This is a genomic window from Methanocella sp. (assembly GCF_035506375.1).
Classification (GTDB): domain Archaea; phylum Halobacteriota; class Methanocellia; order Methanocellales; family Methanocellaceae; genus Methanocella.
The window spans coordinates 1-24,951 of the sequence record NZ_DATJPM010000004.1 but is presented as its reverse complement, the minus strand read 5'-3'; the positions used below and the strand labels follow the sequence as shown (position 1 = coordinate 24,951).

Here is a 24,951-nt window from a genome sequence, read left to right as displayed (position 1 = left end):
ACCGAGGATGTCACCATGGATTTTAAGGCGATCGAAGAGAAGTGGCAAAAGCGTTATGAGGAAACGAAGGCCTTCGAGCCGTCCGTCGAGCCGGGCCGCCCCAAGTACTTCATCACGTACCCGTATCCCTATATGAACGGCTATTTCCACATCGGCCGGGCCTTCAGCGGCCTGCGGGCCGAGGTATTGGCCCGTTACAAGCTCATGCAGGGCTTCAACGTGCTCTTCCCGTTCGCGTTCCACTGCACGGGCACTCCGATCGTCGCGGCGGCCGAGCGCATCGCCGAAGGCGAAAAGAAGCAGATGGACATTCTCAAGAAAGCAGGCATCCCCGAAGAGGAGATACCAAAATTCGCCGATCCGATCTACTGGACGGAGTACTTCTCAAAGACCACTAAAGAGGACCTGATAAAGGCAGGAGCGGCCATCGACTGGTCCCGCTCTTTCCGCACGACCGCGTTGAACCCCTTCTACGACCAGTTCATCAAGTGGCAGTTCAGGAAGCTCAAGGAAGGCGGATACGTGGTCATGGGCGAGCATCCTGTCGTCTGGTGCCCCCACTGCAAGTCGCCTGTCGGCGACCACGCCCGACTCGAGGGCGAAGGCGTCACTCCCGAAGAGATATTTCTCATTAAGTTCAAGCTGGGCGAGACCATACTGCCCTGCGGCACATACCGGCCGGAAACGTCTTACGGCGTTACTAACCTCTGGCTGAACCCGGAGGTCACCTACGTCCGGGCAAAGGTGAACGATGAGGACTGGCTCGTCTCCGAGGAGGCCGTCGAGAAGCTGGCCAACCAAAAATACGTCGTCACGGTCATCGAAAGGATCCGGGGAAAAGACCTCATCGGCAAGCGTGTCCTCAACCAGGTCACGGGCCGTGAAGTGCCCATCCTGCCCGCCGTGTTCGTCGAGGCCGGCCGGGGCACCGGTGTCGTCATGTCCGTGCCCGCGCACGCGCCCTATGACTACGCGGCGCTGAGGGACATCGAGAGCAACCCCGCGGATTTCGGCATTACGCCCGATGCCATCAAGGATATCCGGCTCATCCCGCTCATCACCATCGAAGGCTTCGGCAAGTTCCCGGCCAAGGAGATCATCGAGCAGATGAACATCAAGGACCAGAGCGACCCGAAGCTCGAGGACGCTACGAAGGAGATCTATAAAAAAGAGTTCCATACAGGCGTGCTCAACGAGAACTGCGGCAAGTATGCCGGCCGGAAGGTCATGGAGGCGAAACTCGAGCTGGAGAGCGACTTCGTTCACAGCGACAGGGCAGCCATCTTCTATGAGCTCCCCCAGCAGGTTATCTGTCGTTGCCTCACGAAGTGCGTCGTCAAGATCGTATCCGACCAGTGGTTCCTGAACTATAGCAACCCCATATGGAAGGCACAGGCGCATAAGGCACTGGACGCCATGACGCTGTACCCGGAAAAGGTCCGCAAGCAGTTCGACTACGTGCTCGACTGGCTGAAGGACTGGGCCTGCACCAGGGAATACGGCCTGGGCACGGAGCTGCCCTGGGACAAGCGCTGGATGATAGAGTCGCTCTCTGATTCGACCATCTACATGTCATATTATACGATCTCGAAGTATCTGCAGGACCCGCACTATGGCATCAAGCCCGAACAGCTTACGGGCGAGTTCTTCGACTTCGTGCTCATGGACAAGGGCACCGTCGAGGACGTCTCGAAGAAGACGGGCATCATGCAGGGTCTCATCATGAAGATGAAGCAGGAGTTCGAGTACTGGTATCCTTTTGATATGCGATGCAGCGGCAAGGACCTGGTCCAGAACCACCTGTCGTTCTGTATTTTCAACCATACCGCATTATTCCCGGAGAAGTACTGGCCTAAAGGCATGAGCGTCAACGGCTTCCTTCAACTGGACGGCCAGAAGATGTCGTCGAGCAAGGGCAACATCTATACGCTCCGGCAGGTCATCGACATGTATGGCGCCGACGCCACCAGGCTCACGCTCATGTACGGCGGCGAAGGCCTGGAGGACCCCAACTGGGACAGCGAGTTCGCCCGCACGGCCGGCCCCAGGCTCGCGCAGTGGTACGACTTCGCCCTCGGGAACTACGGCAAGGGCCGGGAGGACGAGAAGTACATCGACCTGTGGCTCGAGTCCGTCGCGACCAAGACCATCAAATTAACAAAACAGGCAATGGACACCATGGACTTCCGGACCGCCATCCAGCGGGGCTACTTCGACATGCAGCGCTACCTGCGCTGGTACATCCGCCGGTCCCCGGTGCCCAACAAGCGGATCATCTCCTGGTTCATCGATGTCCAGACGCGGATCCTCGCGCCCTTCACCCCTCATATCTGCGAGGAGATCTGGGAGAACGTCGGCGGCCAGGGCTTAATCGCGAAAGCGGCGTACCCGACCTGGGACGAGAAGATGATCGCCGACGAGACCATCGAGCGCTCCGAGGATTTCATCCGGAAGGTCATCGAGGACGCCCAGGAGATCATAACCGTGGCCAATCTCACAGAGGCGAAAGAGGCGTATATTTATACGTCCGAGGACTGGAAGTATAAGGCTCTCCAGATCGCGGCAGGGAAGAACATGGGCGACGCCATGAAGGACGTCATGGCCGATTCCGATATGCGGAAGCACGGCAAGGACGTGAGCCGCTATATCCAGAAGGTCATCAGCGAGCGCCTCGTGCCCAGCGGCGTGGATGAGCCCGCAATCCTGAAAGAGGCGCAGGACTTCATCGCCGGCGAGATCGGCATGAAGGTCTCCGTTAACGCCGAGTTCGACCCGCAGAATAAGAAGAAGCACGCGATACCCGGCAGGCCGGCCATCTTCATACAATCGTAGCCCCGCCTGTATACCTTTTTTCTTTTAAATCGCCTCATACCGTTAGGTATATATGTCAGGAATCACAATGAAGTGCTGCCATTTTATCGGGCACGTAGATCAGGGGTAGATCGCTTCCTTGGCATGGAAGAGGCCTCGGGTTCAATTCCCGACGTGTCCATCTATTTTACAACGGCTTCGCCTGTCCGCCTGGTATGACGTCTTTATTCACATCCGGAACACAGGCATTTTTCAATGAAGATACCAGAGCTATGCCATTGAATATAGGCATAGGCTCTTCATTATTTAAAGGGCCGTTTGGAAGCTAGTTTGGGGAGGGCATCATAAAATGAGAATAATGAGGTGCATTGTCGATAATCTCTTTAATATCTTTTCAATAAACCCTCCCATAAAAAACATGGGAAAGGGCATCAAAGGCCATGTTATGGCCAGTATACACTTACGCTGGCGATCGTGCCCACGGGATTGAATGTGATCCATTTCATTTCTTCACTATTCATGAGCTCGCTCTTTCTATTATTAAGCTGTATGTACTCGATATCTAAGTTTTGTTTTCTATAGTCCAACGACCCGCCGTTACCCGGAGCCGCGGGTATTTTAGCTGAATTGGTATTATACCAGTTCATATAGTCATCATAGGAGATCTCGTGGTTTAAATACGACTGGTATTTGTCCTGATTCTGGGAATTGAAGGCGGCGACGGCGCCGTTATGCCGGTCCATCTGGGCGTTATAATTCCGGACGTCGGCCTCATATGCCAGGCCGCTCGCGTTATATGCTTCCACGTCCTTGTTATACTGGTCCAGTTTTGCCGTAAATATGCCGATCCGCTCCATACGGTCTGCGTAAAAAGCATATGACAGGTTTCCGTTCGTCTGGTTATCCGGTAATTCTCCCAGCTCGTCATCCGCTTGAAGGTATACGTTGTTGTCAGTCGCCACATATCCTTCCATCATGTACGTCGAGTTAATGCCCGTACAGTCGATATATACGATCCCTTTGTCGGTCGTCGGGAAGGCGTTGAATGCATGGCCGGGGATTTGCTCTTTAAATACTATGGAGACCAGGCCGCATTTGATTCCTTTCGCCTCGGCATTGTTATAGAGGTTTGCGGAGTAATCGACACACGTATACGCGGGTAAAACGTAGAGCCTGTCCTCCGTATTATCGTTATTCAGGAAGGCGATGAGCTCGTCGTAGCTCACGGGAGTCGCATTACGATACGTTTTTATAGTCACGTATTGATCGGCATAATCTTCCCATGGTGTCGGGGTAGTCCACCAATCGCGAAGAAGCTTAATACTGTCAAAAGGCACGATATAATTATTCTGAGACACGTTCATTGCCGTCGGGTCGACGTATACCATTCCCCGGTCAGTGGTCAAAAAAGCTACTACGGCATTGGCCGGCATATCGCTCGTGATGCCGCTCCCTATAATGGTACAGTTAATGCCGCCGGCTTCGGCTTTATCATGTAACAGCGCCGCGTATTCCACCGGCCTGTAGACGGGGTCCGCGTAGACCAGAGGCTCGATATCATTGGCCTCAAGAAAAGTAGTTAGATTATTATATGGGACATTAGTGGCGTTTCGATACATCGTAACGGTCTGATACTGGCCTGTGCTATTTTTATAGGCTAACTGTTCAGTCCAGACGGGCGGGAATAATATGCCATATGTGACAAATCCGCCAACACCTACTATCAATAAAATAATGATGACCGCGATGATAAGCGATATTCTGTTAAGCTTGATAATATGCCCCCGACACGCCTCTAAATTATCAATTTCTTTTAGAAATAATCGATGATAAAACTATCCTTATAGGGCCGACCAAAAAAATTGCAGTAACTTTGTATATTAACCGATCGGGACATTAGCTATATACCGGCATTATGTTCGCTTGCGCTGTGCCGAAGAAAAAAGAGGAAGCGTGTTATTTTATTCGATTATTTTTTCGCCGAGCATGTCCCACTTTCCGTCCATAATGGCGCTCGTCACCTGGCATCCGACTACCGTTATCTCCGCCTCGTGTGGAGTGATGACCTGCGCCAGGTACTTGCCCGTCCTGTCCCCGTAGCCGCTGTGCAGGCAGTCAAACTTTGCCTTGAACGTGTATTCCGTGGGAGCCAGGGGCATGGCGATCTGCAATGTCATGGCCCTGAATTGAGGCTTTACTACATCGCCCAGCGAGCCGGCATGCTCCACGCGGAGGCTCAGCGTATCCGCCATTCCGTCGAATTTATAGGTCTCGTCGTTCTTTACGAATTGCTCCGCCACGAGTGAAGCGCCGTCCCGGGTATCACACGACTTATCAGGCATGGCAGAGCCCCTGTAAGAGCATAGAATTACTGACATGAACGCGCATATAAAGAAAACCATCGTGACTGTTCCAAAGCCTGTTTTTTGAGCCATTTTTATCCCTTGCCTGATTGAACTTATACAAGCCACGGTGTATAACCGTTGTCATGTAATGGGGCAAATAAAACATTCATTACGCCGATTTGAGCTGAATTTATGGCGTTTTTATTTTTATAAAAAGAGTAAAATGGTCATACTGTCGGAAATGCCTTGCCTGCAGTCCGAATGTGAAATATCCTCATAAGCCAGACAGTACTGACCCTATGTTTTATTATCGATCATATCTATACTATAAGAGAATCCTCTCATTTTTCTTATTCCTCATTGCCAAAGGGCAAACCTATATATATTAGGATAGTATACATAAGACTAATAGGTATATACCTACAATACGTACAGTGACAAATATGCAGTCTGAAATTGAAAAGTGGCTTAAGGAACTCCGAAAGGGCAGCACGAAGCTTGCCATGCTCACTCTGCTCAATAAGCGGGATATGTACGGCTATGAGATCACGAAGGAGCTGAGCAGCATCACGGATGGCGTTATCGCCCTGAAAGAGAGCAACGCCTATCCGGCCCTCCATATGATGGAGGCAGACGGGCTCATCACGAGCTATTGGAAGGAGACGGAGCCCGGCATGCCGCCCCGTAAATACTATAGTATTACGCCCGCGGGCCGGGACTTTTTCGAGGAAATGAAGAGGGAATGGAAGAAGCAAAACGAGGCCATGAAACAGATCTGGAGTTACTAGGAGGGCTTCGCATGGAATTTTCACAGGGCGCTAAAGGCCTGATCGAGAAGAACATTAAAAGTATCATGGATAAGATGACCCTGAGCCAGAAGGACAGGGCCGATGTGGAGAAGGAGCTGCGCTCGAGCTTTTTCGAGGGCTCCGAAGCAAAGGCAAAGGCGCGCGGTGCGAGCGTCGTCGCAGAGGAGGACGTGTTGAAGGCTATTGGCGAGGAGGGCACGGTCGAGGAGATCACCGCGGCCTACATGAGCTCCTATGCCGAAGGCCTGAAGCGGGCCGGATTCTGGCGGAGGGCTTTCGCTTATATTATCGATATGATCATCGCGGGCATCGTGATCCTTATCCTGTCGTCGCCGTTCATGCTGATGAACTACCTGTTCCAGTCCTATGACTCGCACGGCTGGGTCGTGGTCGCGACGGGCATGATGAACTTTGCCATCGGGCTCATCTTCTTCGGCGTGCTCCTGTGCTACTTCGTCATCCTCGAAGGGCGCTTCGGCACGACGATCGGGAAGTATCTCCTGGGCATGAAAGTGGTCCGGGCCGACGGCATGCCCATCGACTATAAGGACTCGCTGCTCAGGAACATCCCGAAGTTCGTCGGGAACTTCATCTTCATCGATGCCCTGATCATGGTCATATTCTTCAATAAGGAAAAGCAGCGGGCGTTCGATAAGGTGGCCAACACCATCGTCGTACGCACACGGGAATGAGCCTCCTTTATTTTTTATCGCCTAAGTGCGTCCTTATGCCGCTGATGACCGTGTTCTTCTTTTTTGCGTCCTCGAAGATCTCCTCTTCGGCACGCTCTGAATCGATTACTGGCGGCGATATGTCGGGCGCAGCGGCTTTTTCCGGGCACGGCGCCTCGTCCCTGTCGCCCAAAAGCTTTCTCAGGCTTCGCATCGCGTTCACCCATCCATACCGGTGTCCACACGAATGAAAAACGTTTAGGGCGGTTTAACGAGAATAAGCGTCAACGCCGGTATTCCCGGCGTGAATTCCTGGCTATAGAAGGGTATGACGCGAACGTCCCGCGGCAGTACCGAGCCTCGCCCGTAGAGCCAGCGGTCCCATTTTTCCACGGGCGGCATGAGCTTCATATCGCCTTTCGCGTCCACCACGCGCCGCAGCGATTCTATCAGCCATTCCCGGAGCTTTAACATGATCTGCCCGTCGTCCATGAACGCCTTAGCCGCCTCGTTCGATGCCTCGATTATCACGTAGACCTGTCCCCTTCCCAGGTCGGCCTTAAAAATATCATAAGTCCTCCCGCTGATCTCGCTGAGCCGCTCGTTATTGTGAAACCCTTCAGCGACGAGCCGGAAGAACCGCAGCGTCTTCATGTTCCGGTACGTGCGGTAGACGTCGGCCAGGGCGCTGTTCGGTATACTGGCCGGGCCCGAATACGCGGCGAGCTTATCGACCTCGCGTTTGACGTTTATGTCCACGGAATTGATACGGTTGAGGGGGGTAATAGGCATTATTTTCACATAGGTAAGCCGAATAATATACTTATTGCTGCCGTAAAGATGGCGCATTCATCCTTTTAGATAAAAATCGAATTTAAGCTCATTAAGCTGAATGGGGCATTATTTTCACCATAAAGGCCAGTGGTTCCGTGTTTGTTATATAATCGTTTGTTCTTTGTTTTGTGTGGTTCGCTGATTTGTTCGGTTTTTCAACACGAAAACACGAATTATTTTTTTATCCCACGTAAGGGGCACGAACCACACTAAGGTGGATGCTTTCACGTCAAAACACTAAACAACCTCCCAAAGGCACGGACACCACTAAATTAACTTGAAACACTAGAGAAAGCATATTAAATAAAGTATAAGGGTCATGCCGTCCTCATGGTTCAATCCTTTAGTGTTTTCGTGCCATTCGGGAGGTTGTTTCGTGTTTTAAGCGCCAGGCATGGACCTTAGTGGTTTTAGTGCCCTTACGTGGGATATAAAAATTTTCGTGTTTTCGTGTTGAAAAAACGAAATATCTAGCGCAACGGGGAACATAGCGTAAGATATCTATAACAAAAAGGGTCTGAGACTAGGGACCATGTTCTTCTTTTACCGTTTCGGTGCCCTTTATGAAGTAGCCCAGCACCTTGAGGTTATTATCTGCCATGGCGATACCGGCGATTATAAAGACTGCGCCGGCGACGATGGCGGCAGTAAGGGGCTCGTGGAGCAGTGTTATCGCGAGGACAATGGCGAAGAGCGGCTCCAGGTACTGGTATAACGCCGCTTTCGCGGGGCCCAGCTTAATGATGGCGTCGTTAAAGAAGAAGTAGGCGATGACCGAGCAGATAATGGCCAGGTAGAGCAGGCAGGCCCAGGTCGTGGAGGAGAACTCTCCGATGGCGTGGTGCGGGGTGATGAAATAGAAGGGCAGGAGCCCTATGAAGCCGAAGATGAAGATGTAATTTAGCTGGGAGAGCACGGAATATTTACCCGCGAGCTTATTCCCTACGAGGATGTAGATGGCCCACATGACGGCGCATATAAGGACCAGGCCATCGCCTATGAGGTTCATCGAGAACGCAAAGTTGCCCTTCGTCGCGACGAGCGCCACTCCTATGAAAGCGATGATGATGCCCAGGATGTTGTCGATGGAGAGCCTCTCCTTGAGGAATATCGCCGAAGGGATGATGACGAAGAACGTGCCCATGTTGATGAGCAGCGCCGTGTTGGTGACTGACGTGTACGTCATTGCGTAGAACTGGACGATGTACTGGAGCGTCACGCCGGTCAGGGCCATGACGATGAGCACCGGCAGGTCTTTCCGGGCAATATTAAATGCCTTAGGGCCTTCGACGATGAGCGTGATGACGACCAGGAGCGGTACTGCAATTGCAAAACGCAGCGTGGCAAGCTCCACCGGGAACAATCCTTCGAGCCCTACCTTGGAGGCGATAAAAGAGCCGCCCCAGAGGGCCATTACGAGGACGAGCGTAAGCCGGGTCTTACCGTCTTCCGTTAAGCGCATCTAGAGCATTCCCTTCGTGCTCGGGACACCCCGTTTTTCATTCTTACGGGTGGCCATCCAGAGGGCCACGCCCAGCGCCTTAAACATCGACTCCACCATGTGGTGGTCATCCTCGCCCTCGATCCTGATATTCAGGTTAATGCCCGATGCCCTGGCAAACGAGTCGATAAAATGCCCGGTCATCCGCGTAGAATAGCCGCCGACCTTCTCCGCTTTGAACTCGGCCCTGAAGACGGCATATCCTCTGCCGCTAATGTCGACCGCAACGGTCGATAGTGCCTCGTCCATCGGTATGAGCGCGTGTCCGAACCGCTCGATCTTCGACTTATCGTCCAGCACCTTGCCGAACGCTTCGCCCAGTACGAGGCCCATGTCCTCGACCAGGTGGTGGTCGTCCACGGCCAGGTCGCCCGTGGCCTTGATGGTCAGGTCGAATAAACCGTGTTTAGCAAAGGACGTCAGCATGTGGTCGAAAAAGCCTATGCCCGTGGATACCTTTGACGTGCCATTCCCGTCGATGTTCAGCTCGACGGAGATGCTCGTTTCTTTCGTCTGTCGGCTAACGCTGGATGTCCTCATGGCTACCAGTGTAATTGCTTCTTTGAACGTAAATAAAGCTTTGCCTCTCCGGCTATATTTACCATTCCAGAACTATTTTTCCCTATCTTAAAATTAAGGCCCATGGCTGTTGCATTCCTATAATTACTTTTAACACCAAACAAATAAATTCAAATAATTGTAAGACAAACGATAATATATTGTTGGGGGGGCTCGAGGCGAATATAAATGACACTGAGAGCCGCGGACAGGTATTTTGTATTAGAGCGATTGCGGTCCACCTATGATAAGACAGACACGTATATCGCTGAAGATCCTGTATCGGGCCAGGTCATCCGGCTTAGATATGACCCTTTTGACGGTACCATCGGCACTATAACCCTCGACGACATCACCGCGCAAGTCAACGGCGGCGAGAAGGGCCGGGGGCCAAGCGAGCGGTATAAGATAGACTATGAGAACTTCGTAACGCTCAATAGCCGTGGCGTCCTGGGCGTGGAATACCCCATCATTCACGTCGACACGGACCCTGCAGGCTTCCTCTACGTCCGGATCTACTACGACGAGAACCGGAAGTCGAAGTCCAATGACGGCGAGCGCTGGTACTACGGGACCATCGAGTTCATCGAAGAGCTCTTCCCCACTGAAGAAGATGAAGAGGTTCGCGAAGAGATCGACGGGGCCATCTAACGGATATTTTTATAATTATTCATTAAGCTTTATAACGGATTAGCCGGATAGTCCTATTATTTGAGGTCATCTCTCATGCCCATGTCAAAAGTCAGGGACGTCGACATATATTACGAGGCGAGTGGCGGGGGCGAGCCCTTGGTGCTCATAAGCGGCTACACGGCGGACCATACGTCCTGGGCGCATCTCGTGCCAGTGTTCGCGAAAAAATATTGCACGGTCGTCTTCGATAATCGGGGGGTCGGGCAGACTGTCACGCCGGACGGGCCCTTCATCATAGACGATATGGCCGACGATACGGCAGCCCTCCTGGACGCTCTTGACATTAAAAAGGCGCACGTCATCGGCGTCTCCATGGGCGGCCGCATCGCGCAGGCCCTGGCGCTCCGGCACCCGGAAAAGGTAAAAGGCCTGGTCCTCTGCTCGACGACGGCGCGCGTTCCGCCCCGCAGTCGGTTCGCCCTGGGCATGATGGCGGACGCGCTGGCGAAGGGCAACATTAGCCATGATTTTCATGACATGATGATGCTGTCCTGGACGCTCTCCGACCACGTGTTTGGAAGCCCCGAGATGATGAAGCGTATGCGTGTAGGGGCATCGTCGGAGCGTAAGCGGCCGTTGCCCGCGAACATGGTCCGGCAACTACAGGCCGGCTATCAGTTCGACACAAGAGCCAGGCTGGGCGAGATAAAGGCGCCCACGCTGGTTATCCATGGTAACGAGGATATACTATTCCCCATCAGTTACGGCAAAGAGCTGGCCGATGGCATTCCCGGGGCGAAGTTCGTCGAGCTGAAGGGCGCCGCGCACACGGCATACATGGAGGCGGCGGACCGGTTCGTGCCGGCCGTTCTGGCATTCCTGGCCGGGGTCGACGCGACGAGTGCTCAGCCGCCGGGCCTGTAGGCGATAGCGAACATCGTATTCGCCTCGAGCTCGATATTATTACCCTTCCTCATCGTTTCCAGGGCTTTTTTCATGTCCTCCAGCACACGGGGCCGGAGCTCTTCGGGTATATCCCGTAAAAAATTGCCGAACGAGCTGGCCTCGATGAAGCCGAACAGCTCTCCCGCGGATGAATATTTGTGTGTCTCAGAAACATGATCGATGCATATCCGGTCGAATCCCGACGTTTTTAATCGCTTGACAAGCTCATCCCGGTCCACCAGCATGCCCATCTCGCTCTGGAAGCTCACCCTGCCGGCATAGGGCTTTCGCGAGAATATCTCTTCCATCATCTTCTGCATTGCGAAGGGGTGGCTCCGGTCGACTGTCGTCATGCCGACGTTGCCGCCGGGCCTCAGCACCCGGTAAGCTTCTTCGACGGCCGCTTTTTTATCGCCGACCCAGTGGAAGACCGAGCTATAGCAGACATGGTCGAAGCTCTCGTCAGAAAATTCACTCAGATCCTCGCCTCTTCCGATCATGAAGCGCACATTCGGCCGCTTCTTATCCTTGAGCTTGGGTTCCGCTACCCGGATGCGATGGGGCGACGGGTCGATGCCGATGACTAAGCCGGAAGGCCCGACTATGTCTGCCACATAGAGGGCGAGGCGCCCGGTGCCACAGCCCACATCGAGCACGCGGTCCCCTTTTTTAATGCGCATCTTTTCCACGAGCTGACGCCCGCTTTTAAACTGTACGTCGCTGATACGGTCATAGCGCTCCGCGAGCTCGCGGCCATCCCACATAATGCTGCTCATTATGTACACCCTACCATTCTAAGGAAACGATCTTATCTCCATGTGGAATAGTGCCTTTCAATTATTTATATAAATTGTTAAATATAATTAGTATTATCCTTGCGTAGAAAAGGTATTATTTTTATTATTACGATAACATGAAAGTATATCGTCTCATAAGCGAACCTAATAATTTGTGTGAAATATGGCCGACGACCCCATCGTTTTTCATGGCAGCCTGAGCCAGCTACTGGCGAAGGTCGAATCGGGCGAGCTGATACCTAAGCTGCAGGCATCGCATGCCCCCATGTGTAAATTTTTCACCGCTTATTATGTCATCAACGGCATCCGCCACGTAGTACCCCTTGTTCACGGCCCGACCGGCTGCCCGCTTTACATGTCGGACATCGTCAGGACGCGGGAATGCTGCGAAGAGCGTGGCGTACCGCTCGAGCCCACCGCATGTACCACCCTCGACGAGAGTAACGTCATCTACGGGGGCGAGGGAAAGCTGCTGGAAGCGGTCAAGGAAGCGGATAAAAAGTACCACCCCGACCTCATCGTCATCCTTTCCTGCTGCTGCTCCGGCATCATCGGGGACGACGTCGAGAGTATCGCCCGCGAGGCGGAGGCGGAGGTCAACTGCCGGGTCCTGGCCCTCCGCAGCGAGGGGTTTGGTGGCGACTTCCGCAGCGGCTACGAGGACGCGTTCAAGCTCATTATGGAGCTCATGGAGCCCCCGAAAAAGAAAATGAAGGGGACGGTAAACATCCTCGGCGCCCGCTGGGGCCCGACGCTCACCGAATTTAACGAGGACCTGGAAGAGGTAAAAAGGCTGCTTGGCGAAATTGGGGTAAAGATAAACGCGATCATCGCCGGCGGTTGTACCGTCGATGAGATCAGGAGGGCGCGGGAGGTCGAGCTGAACGCCTCGTGGTGCTACGACTGGGGGCAGAAGCTGGGCGACGTAATGCAGGAACGCTTTGGCATTCCCTACAGCAGGACGGGACAGCCCTACGGGCTCCGGGCGACGAAAGAATGGCTGCTCGGCATTGCCATGCCGCTGGGCCTGGAGAAGAAAGCCCTCGAGGTCATCGAGCGAGAGACCCGGCAGGTGCAGCCGGATATCGACTATCTGAAGCGGGCCCTGAACGGAAAGACCGCCATCATCGAGATCTCCGAGTTCCCCGGGCCGATACGGGCCCTGTCCCTGGCGCGGATGGCCGAGGAGTTCGGCGCCCACCCCGTCGTGATCAACGTCCATCCCTATACGATTAAGGAACGGATGCCCAGCATCAAATTTTTACTGGAAACGGGGGTTAATCCCGAGATCATACTTACAAAAGGTCTCTTCCGCCTGGGAAGCTTCCGCTCGTCTAAAGAGACGGAGGACGAGCTGGAGGCGATCGTCCGGACGTACGATGACCCCATTTTCTTCGGCAACGCCGCCCGGTATCCGCCCTGCCCCGTCGTTAATCTAACGCTCCTGAACCCGGCATTCCAGCCCCAGTACGGGTTCCGGGGTATCAAGAACATAGCCGCCCTGGTCCGGCAGGCCCTTGAGAATAAGGACCTGCCGCGCTCGAAGCTATTGAGGGGGATGCTCTATGGAACAAAGTAAGCCGCCATGCGAGGAGAAGTGCATCGACCCCTATCTGCGCTGCGCCTTCAACGGCGCCGCGCAGACGGCGCTGGGCGTCTCCGGCTCCGCCCTGCTGGCCCATTCCCCGCAGGGCTGCGAATATCTCGTGAACAACGCCTTTGCCTGGCAGGAGTGCGACTACATGGAGACCATGACGCTCTGCACCAAGCTGTGCGTGGACGAGATCGTCCACGGCGGCGAGGAGCTTCTCGCGCGCACCATCCGGGAGGCAAAGGGCCTTCCCATCGACGTGTTATTCGTACTCAGCGCCTGCGGGCCGGAGATCGTCGGCGACGACATCGCGGCCGTGTGCGAGGATATGCAGCCGGAGGTCAAGTTCAAGCTGGTCCCCATCCAGAGCCCCGGGTTCAAAGGGTCGCAGTATGACGGCATAGACATCGCCCTGGACGCGCTGATAAAGAAACTGGTAAAGAACGACCGTAAAAGGGTCCCGGGGTCGGTATGCCTTATCGCCCCTCATGCGAATGCCAACCCCACATGGATGGCAGACCTGGAATGGGTGAGACAAACTCTATCCGAAATGGGGGCCCACGTTGTGGCCACGCTCTCGCATAAGACCCCCCTGAGCGAGATCGAGAACATTCCATCCGCCGAGACATCCATCGTGCTCAGCCACGATGCCGGCCAGAAAGCCGCGGACTATCTTTCTGAGACCTACGGCATCGGGCAGATCTGTAAGGATATTCCCCTCCCCATTGGAATGACCAACATACAGCGGTGGCTGACCGCCTTAGGGGAGCGGTTCGACGCGCAAAAGACGGCCGAAAGGATGGTGGCAGATGGCGAGAGGATGGTGACCGCAACGTGCCGCCGTAAGTGGCCCATGGCGCGGTTCTTCTACCGGACGCCCGCGGCAATCATCGCCGACGCCACGGTCGGCATACCGCTGGTCAGGTTCGCCACCGAGGAGATGGAGATGACGCCCGAGCTTATCGCGCTATACTCCTGCCGTGGTACTATCCGGAACCTGCTTGACGGCGAGCTAAAGGGACTCGGGCTCAAGCCGAAGGTCGTGTGCGGCACGGATGTATACAAGACGAGGAGGGGGCTGATGGACGTAAAGCCGAAGGTCGTCTTCGGGAGCACGATCGAGCGGCATGCCAGCGAAGGGCTCGGCGTGCCATATACCGTCGAAGTGGTGAGGCCGATGCGCCAGTTCCGCTTAATTAACCGGGCTTATTTCGGCTATACCGGGATCCTGAACCTTTTCGAATGCGTTCAGAACGAGTGGGTTTTACGTTGGCGCTCAAAGGAGAAAAGATACGAAGCGAAGTGGTAATGGAAATATGAGACAGATTGCGATCTATGGCAAGGGAGGCATCGGGAAAAGCACGATCGCCTCGAACCTGTCGGCGGCCCTGAACGAAATGGGCTATACCGTCATGCAGGTCGGCTGCGACCCGAAGAGGGATTCCACCAGGATCCTCGCGGGCGGGCGGCTGATCCCCGCCGTCCTGGAGACATACCGGGAACAGCTAAGGGTGGGCAGGGACGAATATGCGATCTCGCTGGACAACATCGTTTTCAAGTCGGCCGGAGGGATCTACTGCGTCGAGGCGGGAGGCCCGGAGCCGGGCATCGGCTGTGCCGGAAGGGGCGTCTTGACGGCTCTTCAGATTCTAAAGGATTTGAAAGCCTTCGAGACCTACAAGATCGACGTGGCCATCTATGATGTCCTTGGCGATGTCGTCTGCGGCGGGTTTGCCATGCCCATCCGGGAGGGGTTCGCCAAAGAGATATACCTCGTCTGCTCGGGCGGTTTCATGAGCATTTATGCGGCCAACAATATCGCCAGGGCCGTGCAGCGCCTCTCACGGCGGGCAGAAGCGGGGACCGGGCTTGCCGGGATCATCTGTAACAGTAACGGCGATGAAGCACTCGAGCGGTCGGTCATACCGGAATTTGCCCGGCGCCTCGGGGCTGAGTTTGTCCAGTTCGTTCCCCGGTCGCCCGTGATCCAGGCCTGCGAGTTCGAGGGCAGGGCGGTCGTGGAGCATTCTCCAGGCTCCAAAGAGGCAGATATATTCCGGGAACTGGCCCGACAGGTCATGGAGAATAAAACAACGGTGATCCCGACGCCGATCAGCGACCTCACCGACCTGGAGCAGATGTACCGGCAGTACATCGCGAGGAAGTAAGGCTTTAAAAGACCGGCCCATGTACTAAAATATATAATTTCCATAACATATGTGAAATGGTGAGCTGGAATTCCATAAGGACGCGCGAGATGCTGGTCCTTATACTGGCCTGTGTTTTAGTCGTACTCGTACTTGGCAGTACCTGGATCTACATGGCTAAACAGTATATCGAGAATGATATTTATTCGTCCGATATCAAGGATTCTCTCCACATGGCCGAGTCCGTCACCATGTACTTAAACGACATCATCCATAACATCGAAGTCATATCCGTCGGCCCTGACATGGCCTCGTGGGTGATAGAGAACGATACCGGCCATTTGAAGCAATTATCGGACAACCTGCTCATGAGCTCCCCGAAGCCGGACGGCGTCGCCATTGTAAACGAGACCGGACACGTGTTGTATGGGAGTCGTCCGACAAACCTGACAAATATAACCATATTAAGCTGGTATGGCGATATGTCCGGGAATAACGGGTCTTATGTTACGGGATTGTACCACAGCCCTCCTTTAAACGATTATGCTTTTGCGATCCTGACGCCGGTAAAGAACAATAGCTCGATAGTCGGTCGGATCATGGTCGTATATACCCAGGAGAACTTTCAGGATAGCCTGAAGGAACATAACCTCGACCCCCGGGATAATATCATCGTCGTCGATGGGCATGGCGACGTTATTTCGAGCAATGACCTGGGTGCCGTGAACAGGAATACGGACCTGTCGCCGTACACGCCGGTCCAGAAAGTGATACGCGGCGAGTCCGGCGTGATCACCCACAACGATAGCTGGGATGGCCAGTCCCGCATCTCCGCCTACCAGCCAATTCCCAATAGCGGCTGGGGCGTTATCGTATCCACGCCCACGAGCGTTGAATACCGGCCACTTTACGATCAAATAGAATTAATACTGGGAATAATGGCCATTTTCATCGCCGTTTTTTCCATACTGGGATATTACGTCTCGAAATTCCTCGCCGACCCCATAATCGACCTGTCAAGGACGATGCAAAGGATCTCCTCCGGCAATTCCGATGTACGGGTTAAAATGCAAAGAAAAGATGAGCTGGGAATCCTGGCCAATACGTTCAACGAGATGATGGATAAGCTTGAGGAAGCGAAAGCGCAGTCGGATATATACCTGGACCTGATGGGACACGATATCAATAATATGAACCAGGTCGCCCTGGGAAACCTGGAACTGGCGGATACCATGATCAGGTCCGGAAAAACGCTGGGAAAAGGCGACGAAGGCCTGATAACGAAGCCGATCAGCGTGCTGGAGGATAGCTCCAACCTGATCGATAACCTGAGAAAGCTCCAGAAAATAAAAACCGAGGAACTGCCGATAAAAGCTATTGACGTATCGAAGATACTAAAAGGCCTAAAGGACCAATGTTCTTCCATCGCCGGGAGAGATATCCGAATAAATTTTGAGTACACGGCAGAACGCATGGTACGCGCAAATGAGCTCGTGAAAGATGTGTTTTCAAACCTTATCTGGAACGCCATAAAACATTCAAATCCCGATAAACCCCTTGTGATAAACCTGGATGTCGCGGAAGCACTGGAAGGCGGAAAGAAATATTATCGGATCACCGTCGAAGATAATGGGCCTGGAATAGCGGAAGTGATCAAGCCTCAACTATTTTCACGATACAACCGAGGCCAGACAAAAGCTAAAGGAAGCGGCCTCGGATTATATCTCGTCAAGACCCTTGTCGATAAATTCTCCGGCCGCGTATGGGTCGAAGACCGGGTGGATGGCGACCATATGCAAGGCGCCAGGTTCGTGGTCCTGCTGCCCGCGGCAGAGCCCTCGTAAAAAGCCGTTGAAAAGCCCTGGATCTATTTATGCTTCCCGGCTATTTTGATGGCATCTTCCAGCGAAAACAAATGCCTGTATAGCGCCGAGCCGATGACGACGCCGGAAGCCCCCGTATTTTTGATTGTTATGACGTCCCGTAGCGAAGTGATCCCGCCCGATGCGATAACTGGTATGGAGACGCTCGATACGAGCGCTTTCACCGGGCTTTCGTCGACGCCCTTGAGTAGACCCTCGACGTCTACGTTCGTATACAGGATGCTACCCGCGCCCTTCTTTTCAAACAATTTTCCCATCTCGACGGTGCTCTTTCCCGAGGACTCCTGCCAGCCCTCGACCAGCACCTCGCCCTTTTTCGAGTCCAGCGAGACCATGACGGCTTCCGGCCCGAACTCTTTCGAGAGCCTGGACACGAGCTGCGGGTCCTTCACTGCGGCCGTGCCCAGAATGACGCGGGTCACGCCCAGCCCGAGCAGGTACTTTGCAGCCTCGTAGTTCCTTATGCCGCCGCCGACCTCGGTTTTTACATAATATTCCCGGATGATGTCCTCGACGATCCTCGCATTTTTTCGGTCGCCGCTCAGGGCCCCGTCCAGGTCGATGATGTGCAGCCATTTCGCTCCCTGCTCCACGAAATCGCCGGCAACTGAAAGGTAATCGTCGATGGATACCATTTCGGTGCCGGGCACGCCCTGGACTAGCTGGACGACCTTGCCGTCTTTAACGTCGATGGCGGGAATGACTTCAAACATAAGCACATGAGTAACGCTCGTGAGAGAAATAAAGATTATGTGTCTCCACGCCGATGATAATTCAGGGAGACATGATGGTGATCAAGATAAAAAGGGCGTATGACGAAGCGTCGAAGGACGACGGATACCGCATACTGGTCGAACGATTATGGCCCCGGGGCGTGACAAAAGAACGCGCTGCCATCGACCTCTGGCTTAAGGACGTGGCGCCGAGCACCGAATTGAGAAAATGGTTCCACCAAAATATGGATGATTGGCAGGAATTTCGAAAGCGCTACTGGCAGGAGCTGGCCAATAAAAAGGACGACGTCGACCTGATAAAGAAAAAAGCCGAAACCGGCACGGTCACTTTTATCTATTCCGCCCGCGAGCGGGAGCATAACGCGGCGACCGAGCTGAAAGCTTACATCAAGCGGCACGCATAAGGAATACTGCACAGGGGTCATGGCATTATTGCCGGGACTTTGACAGGCGATCCGGCGATAACTTCCGACAGCCATTTCTCGCCGTCCGGCGTCCTCATGTATTTACCGTTGGTCTCGATGATCAGGCCTTTCGCCTGGAGTTCTGCAAGGATACTCTCGCAATGCTTAGAATAATCCAGGTCGATCCTCAGCCTGGTAGCGAAATACTGGAGCCCTTTGGCGTTTTTAAGCGAAAACCTGTCTTCGAGCTCCTCGCGAGTCTTCGGCTCTTTAAGTAGTATCATAGACCAGAACCTGAATCGCTCATTCCTGAGCTCTTTCATATGCTTATCGCCCCGGAACTCATACTGCGATATATCGGGTTCCGCGCCATTAGAGACTTTAATGGTCTCCCTCCCCAGGTCAAAGGCGCTCTTCAGCGTAATGAGAGCGACGCCCAGGCTGACCAGCGGGTCGACGATATATACGCCAAAACGGGCGAAAATAATGCCCACGATAACGGCGATGGTAACGTAAATGCTATTGAAGTTATCTATTGACAGGATTATGAGCGAGAACTTACCGGTACGTGTTCCCCAGAAACGCTGGTATAGTGCAAGCCCGATGCAGACGGCCCCGTTGAACAGGGCGACCGATAGCGGCAGGATGCCGGAATCGAAAGCCTCCGGCCTCAGCAGGCGGCAAACCGACTCATAGCCCAGAAAGAGCCCCATGATGGCTATGATAACGACGATCAGCATATTCGCGATGGCTTCCATATCGTACTTGATGCCTAGAAAAGCCGCCGCCGAAGTAAAAACGCTCACCAGGTCATCCATGCCGCTTGAGATCAGGCCCATGCTGTTGCTCAGTAAGCCCACTGACAGGCTTACGAGCGCGAGCATGGCATTGACCAGTATGGATACGAATGAGGCCGGGAGGCCGCTCGAAAAACGGTCTGTCGTTTTTATAATACTACTTTCCATTTGAGCCGCCTTTTCGCTGCCCTTCCGGGTAAGTCGATAGAGGCCGTTCTCTTCAACGACATAGCCTTCCGCGATCGTGGCTGCGAGGGACGTTTCGAATAGCTCCATGGCATCGATGAGTCTGCTGTAGTTATCAGGGTTGAATGCTATCATGACCCCCGTCGTGTAACTTTTTAATAATTGTTTTTTATCGGCCGGGCTGTCCAGCATTAATAGTATGAGGAACCTGGCGTTTGCCAGCCATTTCGGATCGTGCCCACGGTCGTATCCACTTCTTATGATCGTAAAAAACGTATCGCGAATAGTCACCGGTCACGCCTCGGCCCCCATTTACGGGGTCAACTATAATATCTTTTTGGAATGCTCCAGTTAGCTGGATCTTCTTTACGATAGACTTACGCATTTCCCGGTGCTTCTTTATATTTTTATACCTGTGAGCCCATATTTTATCTCATGCCATATACCCTCGAAGCGCTCATTGAAAAAACGATGGCCAGCCTGCCCGACGATTACGTCATACAGAATGATGACGATGCCCTCGTTAAGGCCGCATACACGACGGAAGAGCTGGGCGAAGTGGTCAAGGCCATCGCCCACGGGACGGACCGGGAGGTCGTTAAGGAGTGCGCCGATGCCATCGTTGGCCTGCTCCAGATAATGGCTTTCTATAATTACGAGGGCACGCCGGGCATCGACTCGGCGTTCGACGAGACGCTGGGATTGCTCAGGGAGAGAAAGATGACCGGGACCGGGGCATAGCAATGAGCTTCTATGACCTTAACCGCATCGAGTATAAACTCAAGCGGGAAGGCGCCCATGTAAAAGCTATCACGGGAGAAAGGATCCAGGTGATGCAGGTCCGGCTGGACGTGGGCTTCGAATCCGACCACAGCCATCCCGAGGAGCAGGTCGGACTCGTGCTATCGGGCCAGGTGGAGCTGACGGTGGGCGGTGAAACCCGGATGTGCGGAGCCGGCGCCGGATATTGTATCCCGCCGAACGTCCGGCATTCTTTTAAAGTGCTTTCCCGCCCGTATGCGGAAATCATCGACATCTTCAGCCCTCCGAAAGAAGAAAATAACATATAAAATTTGGATAACAAAATACTAGGCTAGATAATTCGAATATTTAAGAATCAAAGATACAAAGGGCACTATTTTCACCACAATGGCACGAAGGGCACAATGGTTCACAGAGATATTTTTTTAAATTAAGGGCACAAAGGGCACGAAGCCCGGTGCATCGGCGTCAGGGCACAAAGGATACAATGGCACGGTGGGATGCACGATATCACTTTTTACCTTTGAAATCATTGTGCCCTATTATTAAAAAGCGGGCCTTTGTGCCCTCTGTGTCATAATTATTAAAGAAACTTTGTGATTCATTGTGACCATCGTGCCTTTGTGGTGAGAATAGTGCCTCCGTCCACTTTGTGAGCTTAAATAAAATATCCAGTATAGCATATAAAAAGGAAAAATTTTACATCACTTTTCAATGTTAGAATAAAAAGTAAGCGATAAGCCGATAAGTATATAAGCATATGCTTATATTCTAATATTTGTAGGGGAATCTGGCAGGGGATGGATTAATGGATGGACTACGAGTTAGCGGAAGAATCGGCTGACCTTTTTAAGGCACTCGGCGACAATACCCGGGTACGCCTGATATACGTGCTTGCATCCGGTAAACCAGAAAAGATAGGCGTAACGGAGCTAGCCGCAATGATGGGCATAACACAGCCCGCGGCCTCGCAGCACTTGAAGATCCTCAAGAACGCACGGCTCGTCCGGGCGAAGAAGGAGGGCAACCACGTCTATTACACGTTCGACCGGGAGGCCGTGCTAAAACATAAGGAGCGCGTCGACGATCTATTCGGCCGCGTGTTCGAGAAGTGCGATCAACGGAAAAAGGAAGGTTAGGCATGTCTACGTCGATATATTATTTTACCGGGACGGGGAACTCGCTGCACGTCGCGAGGGCCGTCGCCGAAAAGCTGGGGGACAGTAAGGTAATTAGCATTGCGAGGCTAAAAGGCGATACCATAGAAGATAAAAGCGATACGGTAGGGATCATATTTCCCGTATTCTACGGTAACCCGCCGAACATCGTCAAGGACTTCGCAGCAAGGCTAAGGCCGGCACCGGAAGCGTACATCTTCGGCATCGCCACGTGCGGAGGCGCGGCGGGAAACTCGCTCCATACGCTGAGGCAGATCCTGATGAAGAATGGCGTAAAATTATCGGCCGGATTCGAGCTGGTGATGCCGGATAGCGCTTACGTCGGAATGAACCTGATCACGCCTCCGGAAGAGCGGGAAGAAGCCCTGAAAGCATCGGAGATAGAACTTAGCAGGATCATCGATACGCTTAAAAAAAGAGGCGGGCAGGAGTCGAAATTCGGCTACAGTATCGCTGCAGACATAATGGGAATCGCCGGAAGCACTTTCGCGACCCACCTCTACCGGCTGCCGAAGCGCTTCAGGGCGACCGATAAGTGCAACGGCTGCGGCATCTGCGAAAAGATATGTCCCTCCGGCAACATCACACGGGCCGATAAGAAGGTGACCTGGGGCAATAACTGCACGCATTGCCTGGCCTGCTTCCACTGGTGCCCGCAGACGGCCATAGAGATCGGCGGCAAAACGGGGAACATCGCACGGTACCACCACCCCGGCATAAAAGTGAGCGACATGATGAAATAAGCCGACAGGGGCTTTTCTTTTTTCCGAAATGACGCCCCAATAAGTTTAAATAATCAAAGTGGCATAACTCGATTCGTTCCCAGATAGTCCCGTGGGGTAGCGGTCAATCCTGTTGGCCTTTGGAGCCGAAGACCCCGGTTCGAATCCGGGCGGGACTATAAATTACGAGTCCAATAGTCCTATCATACGATTTTATTAGTATGCAGACATATTTTTATTTTTACTAGGACCTTCGTAGTACTCACGCGAACATTAAATTCATATCATTCGAGCCTCTGCTTGGACCGGTAGGTAAGTTGAACCTGCAGGGTATCGATTGGGTAATCATAGGAGGCGAATCCGGGCCAGGGGCGAGGCATATGGATCCTTCGTGGGTAATGGGCATCCGAGATCAATGCAATGCAGCAGGTATTCCGTTTTTCTTCAAGCAGTGGGGCGGCGTTAACAGGAAGAAGGCCGGGAGGGTTCTGGAGGGGAGGACCTGGGAAGAGATGCCCCTAGTGTAAAGGGCGTTAATAAGTCCCTTATCTGGCAATAATGCTTATTATCTAAAACAATCGAAAACAACTTTGAGATGAAAAGCATTAAGTTCAACGTCGAAGAACACTATATCCATTTTGTAGCGGATGCAGTGGACCATACGATCGTTATGCAGGCTAAGGCATGTCGCTAGGGGAATATTAATTGAAGCTATACACAATCGGTTTTACAAAGAAATCAGTCGAGCAATTCTTTAGATTGTTAAAGAAAAACAATGTGAAGTGTGTCATTGACATCAGGCTAAATAATAAATCGCAGCTTGCAGGATTCACCAAGGAAGAAGACCTAAAATATTTCCTGCAGGCGATCGCCGGTATTGATTATTGCCATATGTTATTATTTGCGCCAACGGATGAGATATTAAAAAAATATCGGGGTAAAGAGATTTCTTGGGATGATTATCAAAAAGAATATGTGAATCTGTTGGATTCAAGGAATGCTCTCAATAGTTTTGATCACCAAATATTAAGCGATGCATGCCTATTGTGTAGTGAACCTACGCCTGAAAAGTGCCATAGGCGACTGCTTGCCGAATACTTAAGTGGTAAAATCAAAGGTATCGAAATTGTACACTTATAATTTAACCTAGAAGCACTTTTATTCTACAACGGGTTCCCTCAAGCGGGCATTTTCTTTCTTAAGTATTAAATTTCCAGTAGCCAACATCCCCAGCAAAATCTTGAGGTTTCTGATTTTAACGATTTAACAAGATTCATCCGATTACTAATTTATTAGCCCTCTCAATCAATCGATTCCAAATAGATGGCATCCTGCTTGTATACAGCTTGCATACAGCGTGAGCAAAACCATCGCATGTATTAGGAATTGGCGATAATTAGTATAAGTTTAAAGCTGATTGTTTCAGATAATTATCATATGCTAATATCCATTTATTTGATTTCGGTTCACCATTAACAGGCTTACATAAATTTCTCGGTACAAATCTGCGGCGTGCAAAATGCCCACATAAGTTGCATAAATTATTTTTTTGCTTAGTAAATTCAAATTGATCCATTGGTAATTTTTTTAATCCAATGTTAAAGCCAAATACTCGGTCAATAGACCCTGCAGCTCCACATTGATAATAGCCATAGCGGTTTAATCCCATGCCACAATCATTGGTTATCCAGCATGCATTGGTAAAATCGGTGAATGCATACATCATATTATCGCAAGGGGCAAGATTAAAGGCCTCAAACTTCTTTTGGAATCGCCCGGTTTTACTGGTATTGTTAACATATATCTTCCTCGGCACCTTTAGCAATTTCCTGTTTACCTCGGGGCCAAAATTATTTGTCGTAAGCTCAAGCCATGTGGATGGCGAATATTTCTCTTTATAATCCAGCAGAATCCTCAAGATTTCTTCGAGGTCCGGATGTAATGTTGGTTCACCGCCAAGAATTCGTATCCGAGACCAATGCTTATTATTCGCAATACTCTCATCAATAAATTTTCTGATTTGCTCGACCGACATCGTAGAATCGCTCGGAGCCTGTGTACAGGAGCGGTCACAATTATAACATTTCAAGTTGCATTTGAAGGTAATATCGATCTCGATAAGGTCAAGTGAAGTCTGGTATTCGGGCCCTAATAGTTTAGTTACTGGTCCAGATACCCTGACCAAGTTACTAAGCCGATACAACGTCTCGTGCATGCTGCCCAGTTCCATGTTCATCCCGGCTAATTATTGAAATTCGACCAAATATTGAGCACTTCGATTTCTCCAATATCATTAGATGTCTGAGGCAATTCCATTATCTTTTTAAATCTATGACACCATTGGAAATTTTCTTTAACGATGCGATCATTTAACTCCAATGGTTCCAATACGGTCGCAGAATGATAGGAAATATTCAAACGAATCAGGCAATCATCACTGGCCACTCGCTCTATCTCTTTAGCCATCAGGCTAAAATTATCCACGTGGTCAAGAGCGTTCAGGGATATGATGGCATCAAAGGACTTATCCATAAATGGTAATTTTTCAGCACATCCAGCGATGTAAATAGCCCTTTTATCATAATATTTGAAAGGGTAACCCAATTTTATAAACTGGGGAACGAGCGGATCCAGGCAATAAAT

26 protein-coding genes, 2 tRNA genes and 1 pseudogene are annotated in these 24,951 nt (G+C 52.1%); 18 read left to right on the top strand and 11 right to left on the bottom strand.

All coding sequences use genetic code 11. The features are described from left to right. The first annotated feature begins 15 nt into the window (after positions 1 to 15). Together leuS and VMC84_RS00580 are read left to right on the top strand one after the other, a co-directional pair. Complete coding sequence (leuS, locus tag VMC84_RS00585) at positions 16 to 2,832, top strand: leucine--tRNA ligase (protein WP_325377096.1); 2,817 nt, start codon at positions 16 to 18, stop codon at positions 2,830 to 2,832. Positions 2,833 to 2,920: 88 nt separating this feature from the next. Further along, positions 2,921 to 2,992 (top strand) — tRNA-Ala (locus VMC84_RS00580). Positions 2,993 to 3,254: 262 nt separating this feature from the next. Here VMC84_RS00580 and VMC84_RS00575 read toward each other — a convergent pair. Next, entirely contained in the window at positions 3,255 to 4,430 is a 1,176-nt protein-coding gene (locus tag VMC84_RS00575) for a hypothetical protein (protein WP_325377094.1), read from the bottom strand. Between the two features lie 342 nt (positions 4,431 to 4,772). Further along, a complete protein-coding gene (locus tag VMC84_RS00570) occupies positions 4,773 to 5,153 on the bottom strand; it encodes a hypothetical protein (RefSeq protein WP_325377093.1) in 381 nt (126 codons plus the stop codon). A gap of 446 nt (positions 5,154 to 5,599) precedes the next feature. On the opposite strand from VMC84_RS00570, the gene VMC84_RS00565 reads away from it, so the two are divergent. Further along, positions 5,600 to 5,944, top strand: a complete 345-nt coding sequence (locus VMC84_RS00565; RefSeq protein ID WP_325377091.1) for a PadR family transcriptional regulator — start codon at positions 5,600 to 5,602, stop codon at positions 5,942 to 5,944. An 11-nt stretch (positions 5,945 to 5,955) separates the two neighbouring features. After that, positions 5,956 to 6,657 carry an RDD family protein gene (locus VMC84_RS00560; protein ID WP_325377090.1) on the top strand — a complete coding sequence of 234 codons (702 nt, stop codon included), beginning with the start codon at positions 5,956 to 5,958 and terminating at the stop codon, positions 6,655 to 6,657. Between the two features lie 7 nt (positions 6,658 to 6,664). On the opposite strand, the gene VMC84_RS00555 is transcribed toward VMC84_RS00560, so the two are convergent. The 4 genes from VMC84_RS00555 to hisB all read right to left on the bottom strand — a co-directional run bounded on the left by VMC84_RS00555 (position 6,665) and on the right by hisB (position 9,511). Continuing rightward, positions 6,665 to 6,850: a hypothetical protein gene (locus VMC84_RS00555; protein WP_325377089.1), complete on the bottom strand. Its 186-nt coding sequence runs from the start codon at positions 6,848 to 6,850 to the stop codon at positions 6,665 to 6,667. Positions 6,851 to 6,894: 44 nt separating this feature from the next. Beyond that, positions 6,895 to 7,428, bottom strand: coding sequence for a hypothetical protein (locus VMC84_RS00550; protein ID WP_325377087.1), 534 nt, complete (start codon positions 7,426 to 7,428; stop codon positions 6,895 to 6,897). 565 nt (positions 7,429 to 7,993) lie between these two features. Further along, positions 7,994 to 8,932: a DMT family transporter gene (locus tag VMC84_RS00545; protein ID WP_325377086.1), complete on the bottom strand. Its 939-nt coding sequence runs from the start codon at positions 8,930 to 8,932 to the stop codon at positions 7,994 to 7,996. Continuing rightward, positions 8,933 to 9,511, bottom strand: coding sequence for an imidazoleglycerol-phosphate dehydratase HisB (gene hisB / locus VMC84_RS00540; protein WP_325377084.1), 579 nt, complete (start codon positions 9,509 to 9,511; stop codon positions 8,933 to 8,935). It abuts the gene before it with no gap. A 207-nt stretch (positions 9,512 to 9,718) separates the two neighbouring features. On the opposite strand from hisB, the gene VMC84_RS00535 reads away from it, so the two are divergent. Both VMC84_RS00535 and VMC84_RS00530 read left to right on the top strand, forming a co-directional pair. Continuing rightward, positions 9,719 to 10,180, top strand: coding sequence for a hypothetical protein (locus tag VMC84_RS00535; protein WP_325377083.1), 462 nt, complete (start codon positions 9,719 to 9,721; stop codon positions 10,178 to 10,180). Positions 10,181 to 10,255: 75 nt separating this feature from the next. Continuing rightward, on the top strand, positions 10,256 to 11,086 hold the full coding sequence (locus tag VMC84_RS00530; RefSeq protein ID WP_325377082.1) for an alpha/beta fold hydrolase: 831 nt from the start codon (positions 10,256 to 10,258) through the stop codon (positions 11,084 to 11,086). Here the strand turns inward: VMC84_RS00530 and VMC84_RS00525 are convergent. Next, on the bottom strand, positions 11,068 to 11,883 hold the full coding sequence (locus tag VMC84_RS00525) for a class I SAM-dependent methyltransferase (protein WP_325377080.1): 816 nt from the start codon (positions 11,881 to 11,883) through the stop codon (positions 11,068 to 11,070). The genes VMC84_RS00530 and VMC84_RS00525 overlap by 19 nt on opposite strands. A 184-nt stretch (positions 11,884 to 12,067) precedes the next feature. On the opposite strand from VMC84_RS00525, the gene VMC84_RS00520 reads away from it, so the two are divergent. The 4 genes from VMC84_RS00520 to VMC84_RS00505 are packed head-to-tail and all read left to right on the top strand — an operon-like array spanning position 12,068 to position 17,486. Continuing rightward, on the top strand, positions 12,068 to 13,483 hold the full coding sequence (locus VMC84_RS00520) for a nitrogenase component 1 (protein ID WP_325377078.1): 1,416 nt from the start codon (positions 12,068 to 12,070) through the stop codon (positions 13,481 to 13,483). After that, the gene (locus VMC84_RS00515; RefSeq protein WP_325377077.1) at positions 13,470 to 14,804 is read left to right on the top strand and encodes a nitrogenase component 1; all 1,335 of its coding nucleotides are present in this window, start codon (positions 13,470 to 13,472) and stop codon (positions 14,802 to 14,804) included. The genes VMC84_RS00520 and VMC84_RS00515 overlap by 14 nt, the downstream gene beginning before the upstream one ends. Positions 14,805 to 14,811: 7 nt before the next feature. Next, positions 14,812 to 15,663, top strand: coding sequence for an AAA family ATPase (locus tag VMC84_RS00510; RefSeq protein WP_325377075.1), 852 nt, complete (start codon positions 14,812 to 14,814; stop codon positions 15,661 to 15,663). A gap of 56 nt (positions 15,664 to 15,719) precedes the next feature. Further along, complete coding sequence (locus tag VMC84_RS00505; RefSeq protein ID WP_325377074.1) at positions 15,720 to 17,486, top strand: sensor histidine kinase; 1,767 nt, start codon at positions 15,720 to 15,722, stop codon at positions 17,484 to 17,486. Positions 17,487 to 17,509: 23 nt separating this feature from the next. Here the strand turns inward: VMC84_RS00505 and hisA are convergent, their stop codons facing one another. After that, the gene (hisA, locus tag VMC84_RS00500; protein ID WP_325377073.1) at positions 17,510 to 18,238 is read right to left on the bottom strand and encodes a 1-(5-phosphoribosyl)-5-[(5-phosphoribosylamino)methylideneamino]imidazole-4-carboxamide isomerase; all 729 of its coding nucleotides are present in this window, start codon (positions 18,236 to 18,238) and stop codon (positions 17,510 to 17,512) included. Positions 18,239 to 18,291: 53 nt separating this feature from the next. Between hisA and VMC84_RS00495 the strand changes: the two genes are divergently transcribed. Beyond that, positions 18,292 to 18,663, top strand: coding sequence for a DUF488 domain-containing protein (locus VMC84_RS00495; protein ID WP_325377071.1), 372 nt, complete (start codon positions 18,292 to 18,294; stop codon positions 18,661 to 18,663). Between the two features lie 17 nt (positions 18,664 to 18,680). Here the strand turns inward: VMC84_RS00495 and VMC84_RS00490 are convergent, their stop codons facing one another. Next, complete coding sequence (locus VMC84_RS00490) at positions 18,681 to 19,937, bottom strand: cation diffusion facilitator family transporter (RefSeq protein WP_325377069.1); 1,257 nt, start codon at positions 19,935 to 19,937, stop codon at positions 18,681 to 18,683. A gap of 144 nt (positions 19,938 to 20,081) precedes the next feature. On the opposite strand from VMC84_RS00490, the gene VMC84_RS00485 reads away from it, so the two are divergent. The 7 genes and pseudogenes from VMC84_RS00485 (at position 20,082) to VMC84_RS00455 (ending at position 23,448) form a co-directional block, all read left to right on the top strand. After that, positions 20,082 to 20,387 carry a MazG nucleotide pyrophosphohydrolase domain-containing protein gene (locus VMC84_RS00485; protein ID WP_325377068.1) on the top strand — a complete coding sequence of 102 codons (306 nt, stop codon included), beginning with the start codon at positions 20,082 to 20,084 and terminating at the stop codon, positions 20,385 to 20,387. A 2-nt stretch (positions 20,388 to 20,389) separates the two neighbouring features. Continuing rightward, positions 20,390 to 20,716, top strand: a complete 327-nt coding sequence (locus VMC84_RS00480; protein ID WP_325377066.1) for a cupin domain-containing protein — start codon at positions 20,390 to 20,392, stop codon at positions 20,714 to 20,716. Positions 20,717 to 21,220: 504 nt separating this feature from the next. Continuing rightward, on the top strand, positions 21,221 to 21,547 hold the full coding sequence (locus VMC84_RS00475) for a metalloregulator ArsR/SmtB family transcription factor (RefSeq protein WP_325377064.1): 327 nt from the start codon (positions 21,221 to 21,223) through the stop codon (positions 21,545 to 21,547). Between the two features lie 2 nt (positions 21,548 to 21,549). Further along, a complete protein-coding gene (locus VMC84_RS00470) occupies positions 21,550 to 22,329 on the top strand; it encodes an EFR1 family ferrodoxin (RefSeq protein WP_325377062.1) in 780 nt (259 codons plus the stop codon). A gap of 85 nt (positions 22,330 to 22,414) precedes the next feature. After that, positions 22,415 to 22,487: transfer RNA gene (locus VMC84_RS00465), tRNA-Gln, on the top strand. A 72-nt stretch (positions 22,488 to 22,559) separates the two neighbouring features. Continuing rightward, positions 22,560 to 22,835, top strand: a pseudogene (locus tag VMC84_RS00460) (DUF5131 family protein); the annotation flags it as partial. 178 nt (positions 22,836 to 23,013) lie between these two features. Beyond that, on the top strand, positions 23,014 to 23,448 hold the full coding sequence (locus VMC84_RS00455) for a DUF488 domain-containing protein (protein WP_325377060.1): 435 nt from the start codon (positions 23,014 to 23,016) through the stop codon (positions 23,446 to 23,448). A gap of 256 nt (positions 23,449 to 23,704) precedes the next feature. Here VMC84_RS00455 and VMC84_RS00450 read toward each other — a convergent pair whose 3' ends face one another. Together VMC84_RS00450 and VMC84_RS00445 are read right to left on the bottom strand one after the other, a co-directional pair. Then, a complete protein-coding gene (locus VMC84_RS00450; protein ID WP_325377120.1) occupies positions 23,705 to 24,523 on the bottom strand; it encodes a radical SAM protein in 819 nt (272 codons plus the stop codon). 26 nt (positions 24,524 to 24,549) lie between these two features. Next, positions 24,550 to 24,951, bottom strand: a 402-nt coding sequence (locus VMC84_RS00445; protein ID WP_325377058.1) for a methyltransferase domain-containing protein, incomplete at its 5' end; no start/stop codon positions are given.

Coding starts and splice junctions, on each gene's coding strand:
- VMC84_RS00510 (WP_325377075.1), top strand. CDS start 14,812: ATGAGACAGATTGCGATCTATGGCAAGGGAGGCATCGGGAAAAGCACG.
- VMC84_RS00535 (WP_325377083.1), top strand. CDS start 9,719: ATGACACTGAGAGCCGCGGACAGGTATTTTGTATTAGAGCGATTGCGG.
- VMC84_RS00570 (WP_325377093.1), bottom strand. CDS start 5,153: ATGCCTGATAAGTCGTGTGATACCCGGGACGGCGCTTCACTCGTGGCG.
- VMC84_RS00450 (WP_325377120.1), bottom strand. CDS start 24,523: ATGCACGAGACGTTGTATCGGCTTAGTAACTTGGTCAGGGTATCTGGA.
- VMC84_RS00470 (WP_325377062.1), top strand. CDS start 21,550: ATGTCTACGTCGATATATTATTTTACCGGGACGGGGAACTCGCTGCAC.
- VMC84_RS00560 (WP_325377090.1), top strand. CDS start 5,956: ATGGAATTTTCACAGGGCGCTAAAGGCCTGATCGAGAAGAACATTAAA.
- VMC84_RS00555 (WP_325377089.1), bottom strand. CDS start 6,850: ATGCGAAGCCTGAGAAAGCTTTTGGGCGACAGGGACGAGGCGCCGTGC.
- VMC84_RS00525 (WP_325377080.1), bottom strand. CDS start 11,883: ATGAGCAGCATTATGTGGGATGGCCGCGAGCTCGCGGAGCGCTATGAC.
- VMC84_RS00515 (WP_325377077.1), top strand. CDS start 13,470: ATGGAACAAAGTAAGCCGCCATGCGAGGAGAAGTGCATCGACCCCTAT.
- VMC84_RS00505 (WP_325377074.1), top strand. CDS start 15,720: ATGGTGAGCTGGAATTCCATAAGGACGCGCGAGATGCTGGTCCTTATA.
- VMC84_RS00545 (WP_325377086.1), bottom strand. CDS start 8,932: ATGCGCTTAACGGAAGACGGTAAGACCCGGCTTACGCTCGTCCTCGTA.
- hisA (WP_325377073.1), bottom strand. CDS start 18,238: ATGTTTGAAGTCATTCCCGCCATCGACGTTAAAGACGGCAAGGTCGTC.
- hisB (WP_325377084.1), bottom strand. CDS start 9,511: ATGAGGACATCCAGCGTTAGCCGACAGACGAAAGAAACGAGCATCTCC.
- VMC84_RS00530 (WP_325377082.1), top strand. CDS start 10,256: ATGCCCATGTCAAAAGTCAGGGACGTCGACATATATTACGAGGCGAGT.
- VMC84_RS00485 (WP_325377068.1), top strand. CDS start 20,082: ATGCCATATACCCTCGAAGCGCTCATTGAAAAAACGATGGCCAGCCTG.
- VMC84_RS00480 (WP_325377066.1), top strand. CDS start 20,390: ATGAGCTTCTATGACCTTAACCGCATCGAGTATAAACTCAAGCGGGAA.
- VMC84_RS00520 (WP_325377078.1), top strand. CDS start 12,068: ATGGCCGACGACCCCATCGTTTTTCATGGCAGCCTGAGCCAGCTACTG.
- VMC84_RS00575 (WP_325377094.1), bottom strand. CDS start 4,430: ATGTATCGAAACGCCACTAATGTCCCATATAATAATCTAACTACTTTT.
- leuS (WP_325377096.1), top strand. CDS start 16: ATGGATTTTAAGGCGATCGAAGAGAAGTGGCAAAAGCGTTATGAGGAA.
- VMC84_RS00475 (WP_325377064.1), top strand. CDS start 21,221: ATGGACTACGAGTTAGCGGAAGAATCGGCTGACCTTTTTAAGGCACTC.
- VMC84_RS00495 (WP_325377071.1), top strand. CDS start 18,292: ATGATAATTCAGGGAGACATGATGGTGATCAAGATAAAAAGGGCGTAT.
- VMC84_RS00550 (WP_325377087.1), bottom strand. CDS start 7,428: ATGCCTATTACCCCCCTCAACCGTATCAATTCCGTGGACATAAACGTC.
- VMC84_RS00565 (WP_325377091.1), top strand. CDS start 5,600: ATGCAGTCTGAAATTGAAAAGTGGCTTAAGGAACTCCGAAAGGGCAGC.